Genomic DNA, 21,278 nt, shown 5'->3' on the forward strand with positions numbered 1-21,278 from the left:
GCCGGGGGACCGGCGGCGCGAAATCGTTTTCCCTCTCCCTTTATTCGCGTTCCCCGGAATGCGGGGGTTCGAAAATTGTCGAAACGTGAGCAATGTCGTGTGGTGGGACGGCTACGGCGCGTTGCTCCGTTCAGCGGGGTTTGCTTCCATGATCCTTTCGCTACCATGGTCGGCGCCCCCGTACCCAATTCGAATGTATTGGGAAGGATTCCGATGCTGTCTGCGGTCGTTGCTGCCGTAATGACGCTGTCCTCAGTGGTCACCCCGCATTCGTGGAACACTCCTCCGCCCCCCGACAAAATCGTCATCGACGTGGTCAACGCCATCGGCACCGGCTGTCCGCCCAATACGTCGGCGGTCGCGGTTTCGCAGGACAACACGGCGTTCACGGTGACCTACAGCGCCTACACGGCGTTGGTGGGGGTGGGGGCCGGCCCGCTGGACGCCAGGAAGAACTGCCAGATCGGCCTGCGGGTGCACGTGCCGCAGGGCTTCACCTACGGAATCGCGCAGGCCGACTACCGCGGGTTCGCGCACCTGGAAAAGGGCGCGACCGGCCTGGAAAGAGCGAACTACTATTTCCAGGGCAATTCGCCGACGGCGTACATGCAGCATCCGCTGACCGGTCCGTTCGAGGACGACTGGCATTTCACCGATTCGACGGAGGTCGGGGCCATCGTCTTCAAGCCGTGCGGCGAGGAACGCAACCTGAACATCAACACGGAATTGCGGGCCGCGGCCGGGACGTCGGATCCGAAGAAGACGACGAGCTACGTCACGATGGACTCGACCGACGGCAGCATCACCACGGTGTACCACTTCGCGTGGCTCACCTGTCCGTGATCGGCTCCGGGTGACCGGAGGCTCAGAGGGGCGGCGTGGCGGGAAGCCGCGCCGCCCCGGCCGGCCGGGGCGGCGCCTGGGCCCGCGGATCGGTGGCTTCGACGCCGAAGACGCGGCCGAGGGAGACGAGGGCCTCGTCGAGGTGGCTGAGGCTGGAGAGGACGGCCCGGGTCTCGGCCGCGTCGACGCGGTCGGAGACGGGGGTGCCGTCGTCGCGCACGAGCGTGCCGGGTGTGGGGCCACCCGGGGCGTTCAGTGCTTTGCGGAGGACGTCGATGTTGGCCAGCAGCCGCCCGGTGAACCTGCGGAGCCGGTCGGCGTCGGTGCCGGTGAGCTGGCCGGGCTGGGCGCGGGCGGCGACGTGCCGGGCCCGGAAGGCGATGGTTTCCAGCGTGGTGAGCACGTGCCAGCCGTAGTCGCGGCGGGCGCTGCGGAGGTTCACCGGGTGGGTCAGCGGTTCGATGGTGGTGCGGACCTGTTCGACGCTGCGGTCGAGGTCGCGGGAGAGTTCGATGATGTTGACGTTCTCCTCGCCGGCGAGCAGGCCGCGGGTGTGCTCGAGGAACTCTTCGAGTTCGTCGAGCACGGCGGCGATGTCGTCGAGCATGACCGAGCGGGTGCGGACCGGGACGATGACGACCGCGGCGAGGATGCCGGCCGCGGCGCCGACGGCGGTTTCGGCGACGCGGATCCAGAGCACCTCGAGGCTGAACGTGCCGAGCAGGCTGTAGAGCAGGCCGAGCATGCTGGTGACGAAGAACGCCATCACCACCTGGGAGACCCGGGCGGTGTAGACCATGCCGAAGACGCAGACCAGGATCAGCGCGAGCGTGGCGGCGGTGTTGCCGCCGACCAGCAGCGCGAGCAGGACGCCGCCGACGATGCCGATCAGGGTGCCGCCGAGGCGGCGGACGCCTTTGACGAAGGTGGCACCGGCGCTGGAGGCGCCGATGAACACGACGAAGACGGTGAGCACGGCCCAGTACCAGCGCTGGTGGGAGACGAGTTCGCCGCCGAGCACCGCGAGCCCGCCGCCGACGACGGCCTGGATGGCGCTGCGGGTCCGGTTGTCGTAGGCGAACTTCGGCGTCGGCTCGGCCTCGTCCTCTTCGAGTGGGTCCTCGGTGTACTCCGGCGCGGCGGCGCGCTGGGCGCGGTCGTCGGCCAGCGCCAGCTCGGCCAGTGCCTTGCGAACGCCGTCGCCCGGGGCGGCGTGTTCGCCGATCCGGCTGCCTTCGACGAGCATCCGGCTGTATTCGCCGGTCTCGCTGATCAGCGGCAGCTCCCGCGGGTCGCGTTCCATCAGGGCGCGGAAGCGGGCGAGGCGGGCGATGAGGTCGTCGCGGACCTCGGCGGTGAGTTCGTCGGAGCAGGTGCGCTGGACGGTGATCGCCAGCCAGCCGACGGCGAGTTCGACTTCGATGGCGCGGCGGCGCAGCACGTCGGCGGCGCGGGCGTCGACGACGTCGGGGGCGGCGTCTTCGATGAGCAGGACGCATTCGTGCAGCCGAGCCAATGCCGTGCGCAGCTGCTTGCGGGTCCGTTCGCTGCCGTTCACCGCGAGGTAGGCCTCGGTGGCGCGGACGACGGCGCCGAGGCGGGCCCGGAAGGCGCGGCGCACGCGCAGGAACTCGGCGGCGGCGTTGTGCCGCAACAGGACGAACCGGACGACGGCGTTGGCGAGGACGCCGACGCCGAGGGCCATCAGCAGCTGCGGGACCTGCTTGACGTGGGCCTGCAGGAACATGGGGAAGAAGAACAGGAAGAAGGCGATCGAGCCGAGCGCGGTGCCGCGGGCGCCGAAGCGCTGGGCGTAGACGGCGACGAAGATGAGCAGGACGAACACGATGCTGTCCAGCGGCGCCACGGCCGAGCCGAGGCTGGCGACGGTGATCGACGCGGCTCCGGTGAGGAAGGCCAGGCCCAGGGTGACGGCCTGGCCGCCCGGGGTGGGGTCGTTGACGGTGAACGCGGTCATCATGGCGGCGATGGCGCCGACGAGGGTGACGGTGAGCGGGACGTGCGCGGGCAGCAGCGCGGCCACGGCGAGCACGATGCCGAGCACGGCGGAGCCGGCCAGCCGCAGCCGGACCAGGCCGGGGTCGGCCGCCGCGAACCGGTCGAGGGCGGCGGTGCGGAAGTGGTTCATCGGGCGAGGAGCTCCCACTGGGCGAGGGTGGCGCGGCGGCCGCGGGTGGCGGTGATCCGCAGCCGGTAGCGGGCGTGTGCGGCGGGGGTGGCGAGGGCGAACGGGCGGGTTTGGCAGCGCCAGCGGAACAGCTCGCCGTCGCGTTCGTCGAGGGTGGTCCATTCGACGCCGTCGTCGGAGCCTTCCAGCACCCACGCGCTGGCGTCGCCGCCGCGGGCGCCGGAGGTCAAGGTGTACAGGGTGACTTCGCGGGGTTCGCCGGTGACGGTGAATTCGATCGCCGGGGTGGCGCTGCGGAAGGTGACCTGGGTGCGGGTGGTGTTGTCGAAGAGCGCGCCGACGCGTGCGCCGTCGGAGCTGGTCGCGGTGCCGGTCAGGTCGGTGACCGGGGCCGGGTGCCCGGCGGGCGGCGGCGGGGCGCCCCAGCCGGTGGGTTCGGTTGCCAGGTCGAAGACGAGCTCGGCGCCGCGCGCGAGGGTGGCGTGGGCGATCGAGGTGCTCTCGTGGGGTTCGCCGTCGACGGTGAGCCCGCGGACGTAGACCGTTTCGCCGGTGTTGCCGGGGGCGTGGACGACCAGCTTCTTGCCCCCGCCGAGGTGCACGGTCGCCTTTTCGAACAGCGGTGAGCCGATGGCGTAGCGCGGGCTGCCGACGGCCAGCGGGTAGAAACCCAGCGCGCTGAAGACGTACCAGGCCGACATCTCGCCGTTGTCCTCGTCGCCGGGGTAGCCCTGCCCGATTTCGCTGCCCCGGTAGAGCCGCCGCAGCACCTCCCGCACGACGGCCTGGGTCTTCGCGGGCGCGCCGGCGAGGTTGTAGACGTAGGGGATGTGGTGTGACGGCTGGTTGGAGTGGCCGTACTGGCCCAGCCGGACGTCGCGGGCCTCGGTCATCTCGTGGATCAGGCCGCCGTACGCGCCGGGGCGGCGGCCGGTCTCCGGGGTGGCGAAGAAGGTGTCGAGCTTGGCTTCGAGACCGGCGGTGCCGCCGTGGAGGGCGGCGAGGCCGGGCCCGTCGTGCGGCGCGGTGAAGGCGGTGTTCCAGGCGTTGGTCTCGACGAAGTCGCCGCCCCAGGCGGCCGGGTCGTAGCCTTCGGGGGCGAACTTGCGGCGGCCGTCGCGGTGGCGGCCCTGGAAGAAGCCGATCGCCGGGTCGAAGTGGTGGACGTAGTGCTTCGCGCGCTCGCGGAAGTAGGCGGCGTAGTCGGCATACATCCGGGCCCGCGCCCCCGAGCTTTCACGTGAAAGCTCCGCCGAGAGGTTGGCCAGGCCGAAGTCGTTGATGCACCCCTCCAGGGCCCAGGACAGTCCTTCGTGGACCGATACCGGGGTGTAGTGCAGGAAGATCGACTCTTCGAGGCCCTTGCGGCCGACCGCGCGGCGCGGCGGGGTGACGGTGGCGTTCTTCAGCCCGGCGTCGAAGGCGGCCTCGACGTCGAAGTCGCGGACGCCCTTGAGGTAGGCGTCGGCGAAGGCGACGTCGGAGCTGGTGCCGGTCATCAGGTCGGCGTAGCCGGGGGAGGACCAGCGGGCGATCCAGCCGCCTTCGCGGTACTGCTGGACGAACCCGTCGATCATCCGGCCGCAGCGTTCCGGGGTGAGCAGCGCGTACGCGGGCCAGGTGGTGCGGTAGGTGTCCCAGAAGCCGTTGTTGACGTACAGCTCGCCGTCGACGACCTTCGCGCCGGTGCGCCGGCGGGTGCTCGGCCACCACCGGCGCACGACCGGGCTGGCGTGCCGGATCCCCTTCGGCGTGTTCTCGTGCGCGACGTTCGGGTACAGGAACAGCCGGTAGAGGTTGGAGTACAGCGTGGTCCGCTGGTCTTCGGTGGCGCCTTCGACCTCGACGCGGCCGAGCTCCTCCTGCCACCGCCGCCTGGCCTGCGCCTTCACCTGCTCGAACGTCGTCCCGGCCGGGATCTCCAGCTCCAGGTTGCGCTTGGCCTGGGCCAGGCTGATCAGCGACGTCGCGATCCGCAGCGTGACGTCGGGACCGTCGAACTCGAAGTAGCCCGAGACCCGCCGCCACGGCGGGAAGCGGACCTTGGCGCCGCGGGTGGCCGGGGCGTCGGTCACGGCGTAGACGAACATCCGGCGCGCCCCGGCGGACAGCCGGCTGCGGACTCCGGTGTACCCGGTGATCACCCCGGTGTCGGCGTTCAAGCGGAGGCGGCCGCGGTTGCGGACGTTGTCGAACAGCAGCCAGCCGTGCTTGTCCGGGAAGGTGAACCGCATGATCGCCGCGTGCGACGTGGGCGCGAGGTCGGCGGTCATCCCGTTGGCGAACCGGACGCCGTAGTGGTGCGGCGAATCGGTCTCGTCGTCGTGGGAGAAGGCCAGTGCGCGCTTGCGGCGGTCGGGCTCGACCGGGCCGGTGCCGGGCATGACGTGGAAGGTGTGCCGGTCGCCCATCCACGGGCTCGGCTGGTGGGACAGCGCGAAGGCCTGCAGCGCGGGACGGTTCCGGGCGTCGTTGTGGCGGTGGTAGGAGTAGAGCCAGTTGGTCACGCCGGCGTCGGTGACGGGGGTCCAGAAGTTGAATCCGTGCGGCACCGCGGTGGCCGGGAAGTTGTTGCCCCGGGAGAAGTCGCCGCTGGAGTGCGTGCCGCGGGTCGTGCGGACGCAGTCGATCGCGTCGCGCGGCGGCTCGGGGCGTTCGGCGACGCGGACGTCGTCGAGCCAGCCGGTGATCTCCCCGGGCGCGTCGGTGCGCAGCACGAGCCGGCTGATCCGGCGCCCGGCGAAGGCCCCCAGCGGGCGGCGGACGAGGTTCCACTGGTCCACCCACAGCGTCTTGTCGTCTTCCGGGTCGAACCCGGCGGAGGTGCCGTCGGCGAACTCGACGTCGAGGCTGACGCGGGTGGCGTGGTAGGCGGGGATCTCGCCGTCGGCCACCGGGAAGACCACATAGGACAGCTCGGTGCGCCCGGTGACGGGCGCGTCCAGTTCGAACAGGACGGCGCGGGGCCGGGCGGTGTAGCGCAGGGCACGCAGGCCGGTGAAGCCGACGCCGGTCTTGGCCGTGGGGGAGCGGTCCGGGCCGCCGCCGACGTGCAGGCCGGGGTCCGCCGGCTGCGGGTCACCGGTTTCGAAGGAGGAGAAGAACACGGCGTCGGACATGCGCCCACCGTAACCGCCGCCGAACGGCGCAGCGTGTTGGACACTGCTGCCCGCACCGATGCGGGCAGCAGTGTTCTCATCAAGCGACGGCGGTGCCCTCCAGCTCCACCTGCTGGCCCGGGATCGCCAGCCGGCTCACCCCGAGCATCGTGGTGGCCGGCGCCACCCCGGCGGCGCCGAGCCGCGCCGCCAGCACGCCGTAGTGCGGGAACAGCCCGTCGACGTCGGTGGTGTAGACGTTGAGCCGGACGAGGTTCGCCAGGGACATGCCGGCCTCGGCGAGCACGGCCTCCAGGTTGTCCACGCTCAACGCCAGCTGGGCGGCGATGTCCCCCTCGTGCCGGGGCTTGCCCTCGGCGTCCGTGGACGTCTGCCCGGAGCAGTAGAGGGTGCGGGTCTGCCCCGAGACGACCTCCCCCTGGTTGAAGCCCAGCGCATGAGACCACGTCACCGGGTTGACCGCCGTTCGTTCCAGTGCCACATCAGCTCCGTTCGTCGCGAGTACTGCACCGGGGAGCTTTCCGGCGAATCACGACATCTTCTGTCGGGTATTCGCTACGGTCTCGGCGTGCGTGCCGACCGGCTGGTCTCCCTGGTGCTGCTGCTGCGCCGGCGCGGCCGGTTGACCGCGGAGACGCTGGCCCGCGAGCTGGAGGTGTCCACCCGCACGGTGCTGCGCGACATCGACGCGTTGTCGGCGGCGGGCGTCCCGGTCTACGCCGAACGCGGCCGGCACGGCGGGTTCGCGCTGCTCCCGGGCTTCCGGACCGAACTCACCGGCTTCAACCACGACGAAGCGCTGGCCTTGCTGACCACCGGGCGCGCTTTCGGCCTCGGCCCGGCACTGGCGTCGGCGATGCGCAAGGTGGCCGACGCCCTGCCCGAGACGCACCTGACCACCGCGGAGCGGTTCCTCGTCGAGCCCGAGACGGACCTGCTCTCCCGCCGTCCCGTCGTCGACGAGGTGGACCAGCCGGCGATGCTCGAGGTCCGCCGCGCGGTCCTCGACGGTCGGCGGCTGCGTCTGCACTACGCGGCCACGGGCCAGGAACCGCAGTGGCGCACGGTGGACCCGATCGGCCTGGTGACCGTCCGCGACCGCGGCTACCTGCTGGCGACGAGGGCGGGCGCGGACCGGACGTACCGGCTGTCGCGGATCCTGGCCGCCGAGTCGCTTGGCGAACCGGCCCAGCGGCCGGGCGAAGTCGACCTGAACCGCGTGTGGCGGCAACGCTGCGCCGCCTTCCTGGCCGACGGTCACCTGACGGCGAAGGTCCGGGTCCGCCCGGGCCGGAGGGAAGACCTGCTGGGCACGGCGGTGGCGGTCCGCGCCGGGGAACCCGAGACCGGCGGCTGGCTGCGGTTCGAGGTGACCTATCAGGACGCGTGGCACGCGGAGTGGGCGCTGTGGCAGCTGGGCCCGGACGCGGAAGCCCTGGCCCCACAGTCCCTACGCACGGCCCTTCACCAACGGGCGACCGCGATCGCCACCCGCTACACCGACCCGCCGCCAGAACCGGTCGTGAGTGGTAAGGCGGGTTAGAACCCGCCTTACCACTCACGACCAGCCGCGGCAGACCCCGAAAGCGGGAAGGCCACCCTCGAAGTACCGAGGGTGGCCTTCCCGCATCACTGCAGAGCTACATCTTCGTGCACTGCCCGGCGATCGGGCCGCGGACCGTGTTCGGCAGGTCGTGGTCCGTCGGCGCGGGGTTGTTGATCGCGCACGCCAGCGGGCCGCCGACCGTGCTGGAGGTCAGCACCGGCCCGTGGTTACCCGTCAACGCCACCGGCCCGCCGATGTCGGTCAGCTCGATCGACACCTGACCGGTCGCCCCGGTGATCGCCACCGGACCGCTCACCTTCGTGCGGTTCAGCACCACCTGAGCCGCACCCGTCGCCGCCAGCGGGCCCTTCACCGAACCACCGCGGACGATCAGCGAAGCGCCGCCGCCCACCGTGACCGGGCCGGACACCGTCGCGTTCTCCAAGCACACCGTGCCCGAGTGGATCGACAGCGGCCCGGACTGGACACCCGTCACCGTGCGAGTGCACGCGGCGTCCGGCTTGCCCAGCAGCTCGAACTCGGCCAGCTGCGCCGGCGCGCCGGTGCTGGTCGCGGTCACCTCGAGCCGGTAGTACGCGTAGTGCGCCGGGTTCGCCACCTTGAACGCCCGGGTCTGCTGCCGCCAGCTGAACGCCTGGTTCTCCTGCCGGTCGGCCACCGCCCAGGTCTTGCCGTCGTAGGAGCCCTTCAGCACCCAGCTCTTCGGATCACCCGCACCGGTCTGGGACGTCAGCGTGTAATTCGTGACGGCCTCATCGGTGTTGTCCAGCTGGTACTGCACGGCGCCGGTGACGGCGGCCTGGGTGCGCGAGGTGTTGTCCACCAGCGCGCCCGCGTTCGACCCGTCCGAAGTGGACAGCGTCCCCTTGCCGGGACCGGTCTCGTCGTGCAGCGGCGCCGGAGCGGCGTCGCCCTGGGTGATCGACTTCGGCGCGTCGTTCGGGCCGGTGCCCCACGACGACGGGTTCGGGCCCATGTCGAAGTCGATCTTCCCGCCGCGCGCGATCAGGTCGTGCGACAGCGACGTCGAGGAGTACGCCTTGCCGTTGACCTTCACACCCTGGATGTAGACGTTCTTCGCGCTGTTCTTCGGCGCGTTGATCACCAGGTCCTTGCCGCCGGCGAGGTGGATCGTCGCCTTCTTGAACAGCGGCGACCCGATCGCGTAGTCCGGGCTGCCCATCTGCAGCGGGTAGAAGCCCAGCGCGCTGAAGGTCCACCACGCCGACTGCTCGCCGTTGTCCTCGTCACCCGCGTAGCCCTGGCCGATCTCGCTGCCGGTGTAGAGCCGCGAGAGCGCCTCGCGGACCTTCTCCTGCGTCTTGGCCGGCTGGCCCGCGTAGTCGTACATGTAGAGCGTGTGGTGCGAGGCCTGGTTGGAGTGGCCGAGCTGGCCCATCCGGACGTCGCGGGCCTCCCGCATCTCGTGGATCACGCCACCGTAGGAGCCCGGGAAGTTTGCGGTCTCCTGGTCGGCGAAGAAGGCGTCCAGCTTCTTCGCCAGCCCCGCCTTGCCGCCGTAGAGGTTGGCCAGGCCCTGACCGTCCTGCGGCACGGAGAACGCCATGCCCCAGCCGTTGGTCTCGGTGTAGTCGATGCCCCACACCCGCGGGTCGTAGTCCTGCGGCGACCGGCTGAACTTGCCCGCCGCGTCCCGGCCCTGGAAGAACCCGACGCTCGGGTCGAACAGGTTCACGTACTGCTGGGCGCGGCTGGTGAAGTACTCGTAATTCGCCAGGTACTCCTGCTTGCGCGGATCGCTCGCCGGGGCTTCGTCGTAGAGCTTCTTCGACAGGTTCGCGATGCCGTAGTCGTTGACGTAACCCTCGATCGACCACGAGAACCCGTGGTCGGCCGTGTTGGGCGAGTAGCCGAGGAAGATGCCCTCGTCGAGGCCCTTGCGGCCGACGGCGTTGTTCGGCGGGGTCACCGTGGCGTTCTTCAGCGCCGCGTCGTAGGACGCCTTGACGTCGAAGTTGCGGACGCCCTTGAGGTAGGCATCGGCGAACGCCACGTCCGAGCTGGTGCCGGTCATCAGGTCGGCGTAGCCCGGCGAGGACCACCGCGAGATCCAGCCGCCGTCGCGGTACTGCTGCACGAACCCGTCGACCATCTTCCCGGCCATGTCCGGCGTGAGCAGCGAATACGCCGGCCAGGTGGTGCGGTAAGTGTCCCAGAACCCGTTGTTGACGTAGGTCTGGCCGTCGACGATCTTCGCCCCCGTCTGCGTCGGGGTGTCCGCGCCGGTCTTCGGCGAAACGAAGCTCGCGTACTGGTACTTCGGCTTCTCGGGCGTGCCGGTGTTCTCGAACCCGGAGTTCGGGTAGAGGAACAGCCGGTACAAGTTCGAGTACAGCGTCGTGAGCTGATCCTTCGACGCGCCCTCGACCTCGATCACCTTCAGCTGCTCGTCCCAGACCCGCTGTGCGGCGTCGCGGACGGAGTCGAAGGTCGCGGCCGGCGCGATCTCCTGCGCCAGGTTCTTCTTCGCCTGGTCCACGCTGATCAGCGACGTCGCGATCCGCATGGTCACCGTCTTGTCGGCACCGGCGGCGAACCGCAGGTAGCCGGCGACGTCGTCGTGGCCCTGCCCGGTGAGCTTCGCGCCCGCGGTGACCGGCTTGTCGAAGGTGGCGTAGACGAACATCCGGCCCGCACCGGCCGACAGGCCGCTCTTGACGTCGGTGTAGCCCGACAGCGTGCCGTTCGCGGTGTCGAGCGTCAGCCCGCCCTGGTTCTTGTAGTTGTCGAAGATCAGGCTGGAGTCGCTGCCCGGGAAGGAGAACCGGAACACCGCCGCGTGGTCGGTCGGGGCGATCTCGGTCTTGATCCCGTTCTCGAACTGCACGCCGTAGTAGTGCGCGCGAGCGACCTCGTTGTCGTGCTTGAACGCCAGCGCCCGGGCATCGCGGTTCGCGGACGGCGTCCCGGCGGCCGCGGACGGCATCACCTGGAAGGTCTGCCGGTCGCCCATCCACGGGCTCGGCTCGTGGCTGACGCTGAACGCCTGCAGCTCCGGGAGGTTCTGCTCGTTGTTCTGGCTGTGGTAGTTGTACATCCACCGCACGTCGCCGTTGTCGGCGTTCGCGTCGGTCACCGGGGTCCAGAAGTTGAACCCGTGCGGCACCGCCGTGGCCGGGAAGTTGTTGCCCCGGGAGAACGTGCCGTTGGCCATCGTGCCGCGCGTGGTGAGCACGTTGTCGGTCGGGCGGGTGCTGGCCGGCGGGGTCGGCGTCGCCGAGATCTTCACGTCGTCCAGCCAGCCCTGCAGCGAGCCGGGACCGTCCGGGTTGTCGTAGCCGACCAGGATCCGGTCGACCGTCTTGCCCTTGGCCACCGTCCCGATCGCCGAGCGCACCAGGTTCCACTGGTTGGTGTAGAGCACCTTGCTCTTGCCCTGGCCCTCCGGCGTCAGCGGGAAGCCGTACTGGTCGGTCGCGCCCAGGTCGCGCAGCCGGGTGCCGTCGGTGAAGACCAAGTCGATCGCCACGTTCGTGCTCTGGTACTTCAGGTCACCGGTGATGAACTGCGGCTGCACCTTGTACGTCAGTTCGGTCGAGGCGACGACGGGGACGTCGACGTCGAAGACCTTGTTGTAGGACCAGCCGTGCCCGTCCGCGGTCTGGCTGCCCGAGTAGCGGAACGCCTTGAGCCCGGTGAAGCCGACGCGGTTCTTGTTCGTGTACCCGCTGGTCGGGCCGGAATCGGTGAAGCTGCGCATGTTCGGCAGCGGCGGCGGCGCGGGCTCGTCGTTGGCCAGCAGCAGCTCCGACAGCTGCAGGATCGGCCCGCCGTTGTTGCGCGTGATGTCCAGCCGGAAGTACTTGAACGCCGGCGTCGCCGCGGCCAGCTTGTAGTCCTTCTGCTGGAGCCGCTCGGTGAACGCCTGGTCGGTCTGCTTGTCCAGGTCGGTCCAGGCCGAAGCGTCGTTGGAGCCCTGCAGCGTCCAGTCCCGGGGGTCGCGGTTGTCGAAGTCGTTGGCCGAGGAGATCGCGTAGTGCGTGATCGAGGTGGGCTCCGACAGCGTGATCTGCGCCCACGCGGTCGGGTCCCAGGACAGCCACTTCGTGTCGGTCGTGCCGTCGACGAGGTTCGACACCACCTCGCCGCCGCCGGAGTTCTCGCTGCTGGCGCCGGTCTCGGTCACCTTGCCGCGGACGTCACCGGGGATGGCGGTGCCGTTCGCGCCGTTGATCCCGGACGCGCGCGGCCGGCCCGCCGCGTCGGTGTCGACCGTGTCGGTCCACGTCGGCTGGACGTCACCGGCCTCGAAGGAGGACGAGAAGTCGGGGGGAAGGGCGTCTTCGGCGGCGGACGAGGCCGCGGGGAGGGCGACCAGGCCGGCGGCGACCACGGCGGCGGTCACCAGGAAAGCGACCGGCGGTCTGGCGCTTCGGGGCATCGTTGCTCCAAGCTCGGAGGGCGGATTTGAGCAGCGCCGCGCAGGCGGGACCGGCGGCGCCAACGAAGGGAAACGCGCGGGTGACATCGATGTCAAGACCGCCTGGCAAACCTGGCCAAAATCAGACAACGCGGAAACCGGGGGACCGATGAGACCCGTCAAGATCTTCGCCGCCATCACCGCACTCACGCTCGCCACCACCACGTTCACCCCCGCGGCCGCCGTCGCCGCGCCGGAATCCACCGTCCGGCCGGTGCTCGCCTGCGCCGACCTGGTCCGCGGGTTCGCCCTCCCGGGCGCCACCACGCACGTCACCTCGGCGGCCGTGACAACCGGAGCTTCGCTCCGAGCCGGGGGCTCCGCCACCCGGACCCCCGAAAGATCTGCAGTCGCGGCCACCGCAGTCGACCCCGAATACTGCGACGTGCAGGGCTACGTCGAACCCGCCGTCCGGTTCGAACTGCGGCTGCCCACCAAGACCTACTCCGGGCGCTACCTGCAGTACGGCTGCGGCGGCTTCTGCGGCGTGGTCACCCCGCCCGCCTTCGCCGATTGCCTGCCGCACGGCGGCGACTTCGCGGTCGCCGCCACCGACGACGGCCACGTCGGCAAGACCCCCGCCGTCGTCGACGACGGCAGCTGGGGCGCGAACGACCAGGCCGCCCGCAACGACTTCGAGTTCCGCGCACCCCACGTCGTCTCCCGCGCCTCGAAGGCGATCATCCAGGCCTTCTACGGCGCCCCGCCGCGCAAGTCCTACTTCAGCGGCTGCTCCGACGGCGGCCGCGAAGGCCTCCTGCTCGCCCAGCGGTACCCGGCGGACTTCGACGGCATCGACGCCGGGGCACCGGCGAACTACTGGAGCCCGCTGCTCGGGGTGTACCAGACCTGGCTCGCGCGGGTGAACAGCGCCGCCGACGGCAGCCCGATCCTCACCGCCGCCAAGCTGCCCGCGCTGCACAACGCCGTCCTGGCCGCCTGCGACCGCCTCGACGGGCTCGCCGACGGCCAGCTCGACGACCCCCGCGCCTGCCGCTTCGACCCGGCGACGCTGACCTGCACCGGCGCCCACACGCCGTCCTGCCTCACCCCGGCCCAGGCCGTCGTCGTCCGCAAGCTGTACTCGCCGCCCACCGACGCCCACGGCACGCTGCTCTACCCCGGCGGCCAGCTGCCCGGGTCCGAGCTGTCCTGGGCCGGCTGGATCATCGCCACCCCGGAGACCGGCGGCTTCGCCTTCGCCCGCAACCTCGCCGACAACTACCTGCGCTACCTCGGCTACCCGATCGGCGCGCCGGCCGCCACCGTCGACACCTTCGCCTTCACCAGGGCGGAGTTCGACCGGCTCACCCCGGTCGGCGTGCGCTACAACGCGCTGAGCCTCGACCTGTCGGCGTTCCAGCGGCGCGGCGGCAAGCTGCTGCTCTGGCACGGCTGGAACGACGAAGCCATCCCGCCGGCGGGCACGCTCGACTACTACCAGCGGCTCACCCACGGCCGTCCGCAGGACTGGGCGCGGCTGTTCATGGTCCCGTCGCTCTACCACTGCGGCGGCGGCACCACGCTCACCGAGTTCGACCCGCTGCGCGAACTGGTCACCTGGGTCGAGCGCGGCACCGCACCCACCCGGGTGACCGCGACCGGCCGCGACGACGCCGGCGACGTCACCCGCACCCGGCCGGTGTTCGCCTACCCGCAGCGGGCGGTCTACGACGGCACCGGCAGCATCGACGACGCCGCCAACTTCCGGCCCGCCCCGCCGTCCTCGCCGGTGCGCGACGTCGTCCACTGGGCGGGGGAGAAGCTGTACGGCCTCCCGGGGCCGGTCGCTCCGTAAAACGGGTCTCGCGGGTCCGGCGTCGTCGCTAGGGTCACGATCATGACGACGCCGGAACCCGCCGACCGCGTACTCGCCCGCGCCTCCCTCGCCGACGGCGACCCGACCCGGTGGTTCGACCAGCTCTACACCGCCGCCGCCCGCGGCGAGGCCGAGGTCCCGTGGACCCGCGGCACCCCGAACGCCGACCTGGCCGCCTGGGCTCACCCGGGTGAGGGCCGCCGGGCCCTGGTCGTCGGCAGCGCGCTGGGCGACGACGCCGAACTGCTCTCCGAGGCCGGCTGGGCCGTCACCGCCTTCGACGTCGCCCCGACCGCGGTCGAGGCCGCCCGCGCGCGGTTCCCTTCGTCACGGGTGGACTACGTGGTGGCGGACCTGCTCAACCCGCCAAGCGAGTGGCGCCACGCGTTCGACCTGGTCGTCGAGATCATCAACATCCAGGCCATGCCCCGCGAGTTCCGCCGTGCCGCGGTGGCGTCGCTGGCCGGCTTCCTCGCTCCGGGCGGCACGGCAATCGTCTCCGAGGTCGCGGAGGAAAGCACCGATGCCGAGACGTGGGAGGGCCCGCCGTGGCCGTTCAGCCGCGCGGAGATCGAATCCGTCGCCCAGGACGGCGTCCGGCTGGTCGGCCTGGAAACCGTCCGCGACGGCGCGCGTTACTGGGCCACGTTCACCCGTTAGCCCGGTGACGGCCGGGCGTGGTCCCGACCAATGCGGTGAACGCCGCGATGAAGTGGCTCGGGTTCGCCCACCCGCACGCGTGGGCGGTGTAGGCGGTGTCGTGGCCCTCGGCCAGCAGGACCAGCGCGTGGTGGATGCGCAGCTGGGTCCGCCACTCGTGGAAGGTCATCCCGAGCTCGTCGTGGAACAACCGGCTGAGCGTCCGCGCGCCCGCTCCGGCCCCCGGCCCGAGCCCGGCCAGCGGGGTGTTGTCGGCCGGGTTTTCCGCCAGCCGCCGCGCCACCGCCCGCAACCGTTCGTCGCGGGGCTCCGGCAGCCGGAGCGGCTGCTCGGGCGCGGCCCGCAGCTCGTCGACGAGCACCCGGCGAAGGCGGGCACTCGCGGCCCGGTCGTACTCGCGCGGGCCGGTCAAGGCGAGCAGAACCTCCCGGGCGAGATCGGACGCGGTGAACACGGCCGGGTGCGGCGGGACGAGCCGGGCCAGCGACGGCGGCAGGAACACGATCCGCATGTCGGTGTGGCCGTGCGCGCGGTGCCGGTGGGTGCACCCGGCCGGCGTCCAGGCGACCCGGTTGGCCGGCACGATCGACGTGCCCCGCTCGGTGTGCACGGACAGGACACCCCGGGCCGCGTAGACCAGGTGCCCGCGCGCATGGGAGTCCGCTGGAGCGGCCCCGCCCGGCGGCCACAGGTGCACCCCGCCGGACGGCCAGATCCGCGAGACCGGCGCGGCTTGGCGACTTTCGGGCATAACCCGGCATCCTATCGGTGGTCGGCCACGCGCGGCCGTGGCGACAGTGGGGGCATGAACAAGATGATGCGAGCCGCGGTCTGCGTCCGCGCCGGCGGCCCCGAGGTGCTGGAAATCCGGGAACTGCCGGTCCCGGCGGTCCGCGCGGGCTGGAGCCTGGTGCGGGTGCAGGGGGCCGGGCTGAACCGGTCGGAGCTGAGGACCCGCCAGGGACATTCCCCGGCCGTGCGGTTCCCGCGGGTGCTCGGGATCGAATGCGTCGGCGTCGTGGCCGCCTCGACCGATCCGCGGCTGGCGGAAGGGACGACCGTCGCGGCGGTGATGGGGGAGATGGGCCGCGCGTTCGACGGCGGCTACGCCGAATACGCCCTGCTGCCGAACCCGCTGCTGATGCCGGTCACCACGACACTGCCCTGGACCGTGCTGGCCGCGCTCCCGGAGACGTACCTGACCGCGTGGGGCGCGCTCGATGCGCTCGGGATCGGCCCGGGCACCGCCGGACGGCTGCTCATCCGCGGCGGCACGTCCTCGGTCGGGCTGGCCGCCGCCTCGATCGCGGCCGGCCACGGCGTGGAGGTCGCCGCCACCACCCGCAGCCCCGCCAAAGCCGGCCTGCTGACCGGCCACGTGCTCATCGACGACGGCGGCCCGCTGACCGGCCTGCCCGAGCTGTGGCCCGAAGGCCCGGACTGGGTCCTCGACCTCGTCGGCGCCCGCACGGCGGTGGACTCCCTGCGCTTGGTCCGCCGCGGCGGCACGGTGTGCGTGGCGGGCTCGCTCAGCGGCTGGATCGTCCCGGACTTCGAGCCGATCGCGAAGATCCCCTCCGGGACCCGGCTGACCGCCTTCCACAGCGACGACCTCAAGGGCAGCACGGCCCTGCTGCAGCGGATCATCGGCGAAGTCGAGGCCGGCACCCACCGCGCGGGCGTCGACCGGGTCTTCCCCCTGGACGACGTCGCCGCCGCCCACCGGTACCTGGAAGACGACCGGGCCGCCGGGAAACTCGTTCTCGTGCCTTGATCCGGTGGCCTAGGCTCGGTCTTCATGTCCACCCGGTCACTGCAGATCCCCACCGCGGACGGCCAAGCCGACGCCTTCGCCGCGTTCCCCGACGACGGCGAACGCCACCCCGGGGTGCTGATGTACCCGGACGGCTTCGGCATCCGGCCCGTGCTGCGGGAGATGGCCGGCGAACTGGCCGGTCACGGGTACTCCGTGCTCGTCCCCAACCCCTTCTACCGGTACGGCCCGGCGCCGGTGCTCGAACTCCCCGAGCACATCGGAGAAGAAGCCCGGCCCGCGATCTTCGCCCGGCTGATGCCGATGATCGAGGCGCACACCACCGAACGGATCCTGCGGGACGCCGACGCCTACGTCGAGTTCCTCACCACCCGGCCCGAGGTCGCCCCCGGACCGGTCGCGGTGACCGGTTACTGCATCGGCGGCCTCCTGGCGACGCACACCGCCGCCGCCCACCCCGGCCGGGTGGCCGCCCTCGCCGGGTTCCACGCCCCGGTGGGCGCGGCCGGGGCCGACCGCCTGCACCGGCTCACCGCCCGCGTCCACTTCGGCCACGCCGAAACCGACCTGACGCCCGAAGCTCTCGGCGAGCTCAACCGGACACTGGACGCCGCGGGGGTCGAGTACACCTCGGAGATCTATCCCGGGACCGTCCACGGCTTCACCATGTCCGACACCGACGCCTTCGACCCCGCCGCCCGGCAACTGCATTGGGGCAGGCTGCTGGATCTCCTCGGCCGGGCCCTCTAACAGCTCTCCAGGAACCGGGCCAGCACCCGCGTGCCGAAGTGCAGGCCCTCGACCGGCACCCGCTCGTCCACCCCGTGCGCCATCGCCCGGTACGGGAACCCCTTCGGCAGCCACAACGGCGCGAACCCGTAGCAGTCGATCCCCAGCTGCGCGAACGCCTTCGCGTCCGTCCCGCCACCCAGGCAGTACGGCACCACCACGGCTTCGGGGTCTTCCGCCCGCAAGGCACGAGCCATCGCGTCGAACCAGGGAGAGTCCACCGGTGCCTGCACCGGCGGCTGGTGCGCGACGAACTCGCGCGTCACCCCCTCGCCGAGCAGCTCGTCCAGCGCGGCGAACAACGCCTCCTCGGTGCCCGGCAGCACCCGCACGTCGACCTGCGCGGTCGCCGTCGACGGGATCACGTTCACCTTGTAACCGGCGTCCAGCATCGTCGGGGTGGTGCTGTTGCGGATCGTCGGCACCACCAGCGAGCCCGCCGGGCCGAGCGCGGCCACCGCCGCGTCCACCCCTTCGGCCGAGGACAGGTCGACCGGAACGCCCAGCGCCGCGCCGGTCCGCTCCAGGAACGCCCGCACCGCCGGGGTCAGCGACACCGGCCAGCGGTGCGCGGCGATCCGGTGCAGCGCCCCCACCAGCCGGGTGACGGCGTTCTCGTGGTTCGGGCGCGAGCCGTGCCCGGCCCGGCCGCGTGCGGTCAGCCGCAGGTGCGCGGTCCCGCGCTCGGCCGTGCCGACCGGGTACAGGTGCACGTCACGGCCGTCGGCGGCGGGCACGTGGTAGGTGTAGCCACCCGACTCGCTGATCGCCGCGACGCACCCCTCGAACAACTCCGGATGAGAAGCGACCAGCCAGTGCGCGCCCCAGTCCCCGCGGTCCTCCTCGTCGGCGACGAACGCCAGCACCAGCTCCCGCCGCGGCCGCGCCCCGCCGGCCAAGGCCGCGAGCACCATCGCCACGAAGTCCTTCATGTCGGTCGCGCCGCGGCCCCACAGGTACCCGTCGCGCACCTCGCCGGCGAACGGCGGCACCGACCAGTCCGCCGCGTCCGCCGGGACGACGTCCAGGTGCCCCTGCACCAGCAGCGCCGGCAACGACGGATCGGTCCCGGGCACGCGGGCGATCACACTCGCCCGCCCCGGCGCGGCCTCCAGGATCCGCGACGGGATGCCCAGGCCGTCCAGGAACGCGGCCACGTACTCCGCCGCCGGCCGCTCCGGCTCGGCGTCCCCGCCACCGCGGTTGGTCGTGTCGAACCGGATCAGGTCCGCGCACAGCTCGACAACGTCGGTCATGTCGGTCAGGTCGGCCAGGTCAGCCATAGATGCCCTGCACCGCCCCCGCCGCGATCGCCGTGACGACCTTGAACGCCTTCATCGCCTCGGTCATGTCCGGCGCGTCGAACCCGACCCGCCGCGTCCCGATCTGCTCCACCGTCGGGATCACCGCCGTCGCCTGCGCCAGGTGGCTCGCGTCGAACTCGACCTCGATCCGGTGCGGGCCCACCCGGCGCTCCTCCCGCCCGGCACGCCCCATGGCGTCGGCGGCCGCGCCGGTCAGCAGCTCCGCCGTGCGCGCGGGCGGCAGGCAGATCGCCGCGTACCGGCTCACGCATTCCTTCACCTGGACCAGCTCCGCCTCCGGAGCGTAATCACGGGCGTCGTCACACGTTTTGTCGTCACCCGAAACGAGCAGGACAGGCACGCCGTACTCCGCGGCCATGCCCGCGTTCAGCCTGCCCTCGCTCGCCGGGACGTCGTCCAGCCACACCCCGGTGATCTGGTTCTCCAGGTACGTGTGCGAAAGCACCCCGTCGAACCCGGCGCCGGCGTGGTAGCCGAGGAACACCACACCGTCCACACCGGAGTCGACGCCCTGCATCATCGACAGCGGCTTGTGCCGCCCGGTGAGCATCCGCGCCCGCGGGTCCAGGTCCTCCAGCAGCAGGTTCCGCTGCGACGAATGCGCCTCGTTGACCAGCACATCACTCGCCCCGGCCGCGTACAGCCCGGCCAGCACCGCGTTGACGTCGCCGGTGAACAGCCGCCGGAAGCGGTCCCACTGCGGCGAACCGGGCACGACGTCGTCGGTCCAGGTGACGCCGGTCGCGCCCTCCATGTCCGCCGAAATCAGGATGCGCATGCCGGGCACTCTAACCAGCCCGCCCCTCCCCGGAACGCGGAACGCCCCTCCGGCCGAACGTCACTCACCGTGACGATCAGCGGGTCGATAACGATCGGACACCTGCCGGGGCGGCAACATATTGCGCGGTTGTCCCGATATGTGGTTACTTCTCGTCTTCGGGGAGGCTCACAAGCGAACGATGGGGTGGTTTTCGGTGCAGTTCCAACGCAGGACCGGGCGGTTCGCCCGCGTGGGCGCGATCGTCGCGGCCGCGACACTGGCGGCGATCCCGCTCGCCGTGCCGGCGCAGGCCCAGCAGGGCAAGGTGCTGCGGGTCGCGCTCACCACCGGCATCGACCACCTCAACCCCTTCACCGCGGCGCTGTCGGCTTCGACGCAGATCGGCCGGTTCACCTTCGAGTTCCTGACCGTCCCGAACGCGGAGAAGGCCGAAGCCTCGCCCGCGCTCGCCGAGTCGTGGACCCCGTCCCCGGACAAGCTGACCTGGACGTTCAAGATCCGCAGCGGCGTCAAGTGGAGCGACGGCAAGCCGGTGACCGCCAAGGACGCGGCGTTCACGTTCAACCGCATGCTCACCGACGAGAACGCCCGCACCGCCAACGGCAACTACGTGGCCAACTTCGAGACGGTCACCGCCCCCGACGACACCACGCTCGTCATCAGGACCAAGGCCGTCCAGGTCAACATGAACCTGCTCGACGTGCCGATCGTCCCCCAGCACATCTGGGAACCGATCAAGGACCTCAAGGACCCCTCGACCGACACCCTCGCCGTCTCCGGCGTCTCCGACGGCCCGTTCCAGCTCACCGAGTACAAGCCGAACGAGTACGTCAAGTTCAAGGCCAACAAGGACTACTGGCGCGGCGCCCCCAAGATCGACGAACTGCAGCTGCTGGTGTTCAAGGACACCGAAGCCGCGGTCAACGCGCTCAAGCAGGGCGAAGTCGACGTCATCAACCGGCTCAACCCCAACCAGTTCGAAGCGCTGAAGGGCCAGCAGGGCATCACCACCAACGCCGCGCCCGGCCGCCGCTACGACGAGCTGTCGATCAACTTCGGCGTCACCGACAACGCCAACAACCCCATCGGTGACGGCAACCCGGTTCTCAAGGACATCAACGTCCGCAAGGCCATCACCCAGGCGGTGGACACCCAGGCCATCGTCGACAAGGTCCTCAAGGGCCTCGGCCAGGTCGGCGGCGGCGTCGTGCCCGCCATCTACGCCGACTACCACTGGGACCCCAGCGACAGCGAGAAGATCAAGTTCGACCTCGCCGCCGCCAACACCACCCTCGAGCAGGCCGGGTACAAGAAGGGCCCCGACGGCGTCCGCACCGCCCCCGGCGGCGCCAAGCTGGAACTGCGCCTGACCGGGCACGCCAACCGCAGCTACGACCAGGGTGTCGCCCAGTACGTCACCGGCTGGCTCAAGGACGTCGGCATCACCGTCAAGCAGGACCTCGTCTCCGACGACGAACTGTCCGACCGCACCCAGGCCGGCAAGTACGACCTCGCCATCGGCGGCTACGGCACCAACCCCGACCCGGACTACGCCCTCTCGCTGCACACCTGCGGCGCGCGGCCCGCCCCGGACGGCAAGGGCGGCAGCACCGACACCTTCTTCTGCGACGCCGCCTACGACGAGCTCTACAAGAAGCAGCTCACCGAAACCGACGACGCCCAGCGCGCCGGCTACGTCAAGCAGGCACAGGCCCGGCTCTACAGCCAGTTCCCGACGATCGTGCTCGACTACCAGAACGCGCTCGAGGCCTACCGCTCCGACAAGTTCTCCGCCTTCACCACCCAGCCGCAGCCCAAGGGCGCCATCCTCGAGCAGACCGGCTACTGGGGCGTCTACGGCGCCACCCCGGCGGGCACCACCAACACCGCGGACTCGGGCAGCGGCAACACCGTGCTGTGGATCGTCATCGGCGCGGTCGTCGTGGTCGTCCTCGTCGGCGGCGGCATCATGCTCGGCCGCCGCGGCAAGACGTCAGAGGACCGCGAGTAA

At 71.2% G+C, this 21,278-nt stretch carries 14 protein-coding genes; 7 read left to right on the top strand and 7 right to left on the bottom strand.

Going from position 1 to position 21,278, the window contains the following annotated elements; translation table 11 throughout:
- Positions 1-213: 213 nt before the first annotated feature.
- Complete coding sequence (locus Q5425_RS41960) at positions 214-843, top strand: DUF4360 domain-containing protein (protein WP_308678013.1); 630 nt, start codon at positions 214-216, stop codon at positions 841-843.
- A gap of 22 nt (positions 844-865) precedes the next feature.
- Here the strand turns inward: Q5425_RS41960 and Q5425_RS41965 are convergent, their stop codons facing one another.
- The 3 genes from Q5425_RS41965 to Q5425_RS41975 form a co-directional block, all read right to left on the bottom strand.
- Positions 866-2,992, bottom strand: a complete 2,127-nt coding sequence (locus Q5425_RS41965) for an FUSC family protein (protein WP_308678014.1) — start codon at positions 2,990-2,992, stop codon at positions 866-868.
- Entirely contained in the window at positions 2,989-6,111 is a 3,123-nt protein-coding gene (locus Q5425_RS41970) for a GH92 family glycosyl hydrolase (RefSeq protein ID WP_308678015.1), read from the bottom strand. The genes Q5425_RS41965 and Q5425_RS41970 overlap by 4 nt, the downstream gene beginning before the upstream one ends.
- Positions 6,112-6,190: 79 nt before the next feature.
- Entirely contained in the window at positions 6,191-6,586 is a 396-nt protein-coding gene (locus tag Q5425_RS41975) for a RidA family protein (protein WP_308678210.1), read from the bottom strand.
- A gap of 93 nt (positions 6,587-6,679) precedes the next feature.
- Here Q5425_RS41975 and Q5425_RS41980 point away from each other — a divergent pair, with 93 nt between their 5' ends.
- The gene (locus tag Q5425_RS41980; protein ID WP_308678016.1) at positions 6,680-7,654 is read left to right on the top strand and encodes a WYL domain-containing protein; all 975 of its coding nucleotides are present in this window, start codon (positions 6,680-6,682) and stop codon (positions 7,652-7,654) included.
- A gap of 97 nt (positions 7,655-7,751) precedes the next feature.
- Here Q5425_RS41980 and Q5425_RS41985 read toward each other — a convergent pair whose 3' ends face one another.
- Positions 7,752-12,080 carry a GH92 family glycosyl hydrolase gene (locus Q5425_RS41985; protein WP_308678017.1) on the bottom strand — a complete coding sequence of 1,443 codons (4,329 nt, stop codon included), beginning with the start codon at positions 12,078-12,080 and terminating at the stop codon, positions 7,752-7,754.
- Positions 12,081-12,228: 148 nt separating this feature from the next.
- Here Q5425_RS41985 and Q5425_RS41990 point away from each other — a divergent pair, with 148 nt between their 5' ends.
- Both Q5425_RS41990 and Q5425_RS41995 read left to right on the top strand, forming a co-directional pair.
- Positions 12,229-13,917 carry a tannase/feruloyl esterase family alpha/beta hydrolase gene (locus Q5425_RS41990; RefSeq protein ID WP_308678018.1) on the top strand — a complete coding sequence of 563 codons (1,689 nt, stop codon included), beginning with the start codon at positions 12,229-12,231 and terminating at the stop codon, positions 13,915-13,917.
- Between the two features lie 42 nt (positions 13,918-13,959).
- Complete coding sequence (locus tag Q5425_RS41995) at positions 13,960-14,598, top strand: class I SAM-dependent methyltransferase (RefSeq protein WP_308678019.1); 639 nt, start codon at positions 13,960-13,962, stop codon at positions 14,596-14,598.
- On the opposite strand, the gene Q5425_RS42000 is transcribed toward Q5425_RS41995, so the two are convergent.
- Complete coding sequence (locus Q5425_RS42000; protein WP_308678020.1) at positions 14,588-15,349, bottom strand: helix-turn-helix transcriptional regulator; 762 nt, start codon at positions 15,347-15,349, stop codon at positions 14,588-14,590. The genes Q5425_RS41995 and Q5425_RS42000 overlap by 11 nt on opposite strands.
- A 54-nt stretch (positions 15,350-15,403) precedes the next feature.
- Between Q5425_RS42000 and Q5425_RS42005 the strand changes: the two genes are divergently transcribed.
- Both Q5425_RS42005 and Q5425_RS42010 read left to right on the top strand, forming a co-directional pair.
- A complete protein-coding gene (locus Q5425_RS42005; protein ID WP_308678021.1) occupies positions 15,404-16,372 on the top strand; it encodes a zinc-binding dehydrogenase in 969 nt (322 codons plus the stop codon).
- A 24-nt stretch (positions 16,373-16,396) separates the two neighbouring features.
- A complete protein-coding gene (locus Q5425_RS42010; protein WP_308678022.1) occupies positions 16,397-17,122 on the top strand; it encodes a dienelactone hydrolase family protein in 726 nt (241 codons plus the stop codon).
- On the opposite strand, the gene Q5425_RS42015 is transcribed toward Q5425_RS42010, so the two are convergent.
- Together Q5425_RS42015 and Q5425_RS42020 are read right to left on the bottom strand one after the other, a co-directional pair.
- Complete coding sequence (locus tag Q5425_RS42015; RefSeq protein ID WP_308678211.1) at positions 17,119-18,417, bottom strand: M20/M25/M40 family metallo-hydrolase; 1,299 nt, start codon at positions 18,415-18,417, stop codon at positions 17,119-17,121. The two genes, Q5425_RS42010 and Q5425_RS42015, sit on opposite strands and share 4 nt — an antisense overlap.
- A gap of 19 nt (positions 18,418-18,436) precedes the next feature.
- On the bottom strand, positions 18,437-19,264 hold the full coding sequence (locus Q5425_RS42020) for a M55 family metallopeptidase (protein ID WP_308678023.1): 828 nt from the start codon (positions 19,262-19,264) through the stop codon (positions 18,437-18,439).
- Between the two features lie 181 nt (positions 19,265-19,445).
- Here Q5425_RS42020 and Q5425_RS42025 point away from each other — a divergent pair, with 181 nt between their 5' ends.
- Positions 19,446-21,278, top strand: coding sequence for an ABC transporter substrate-binding protein (locus tag Q5425_RS42025; RefSeq protein WP_308678024.1), 1,833 nt, complete (start codon positions 19,446-19,448; stop codon positions 21,276-21,278).

This window comes from Amycolatopsis sp. A133 (assembly GCF_031082405.1).
GTDB lineage: Bacteria > Actinomycetota > Actinomycetes > Mycobacteriales > Pseudonocardiaceae > Amycolatopsis.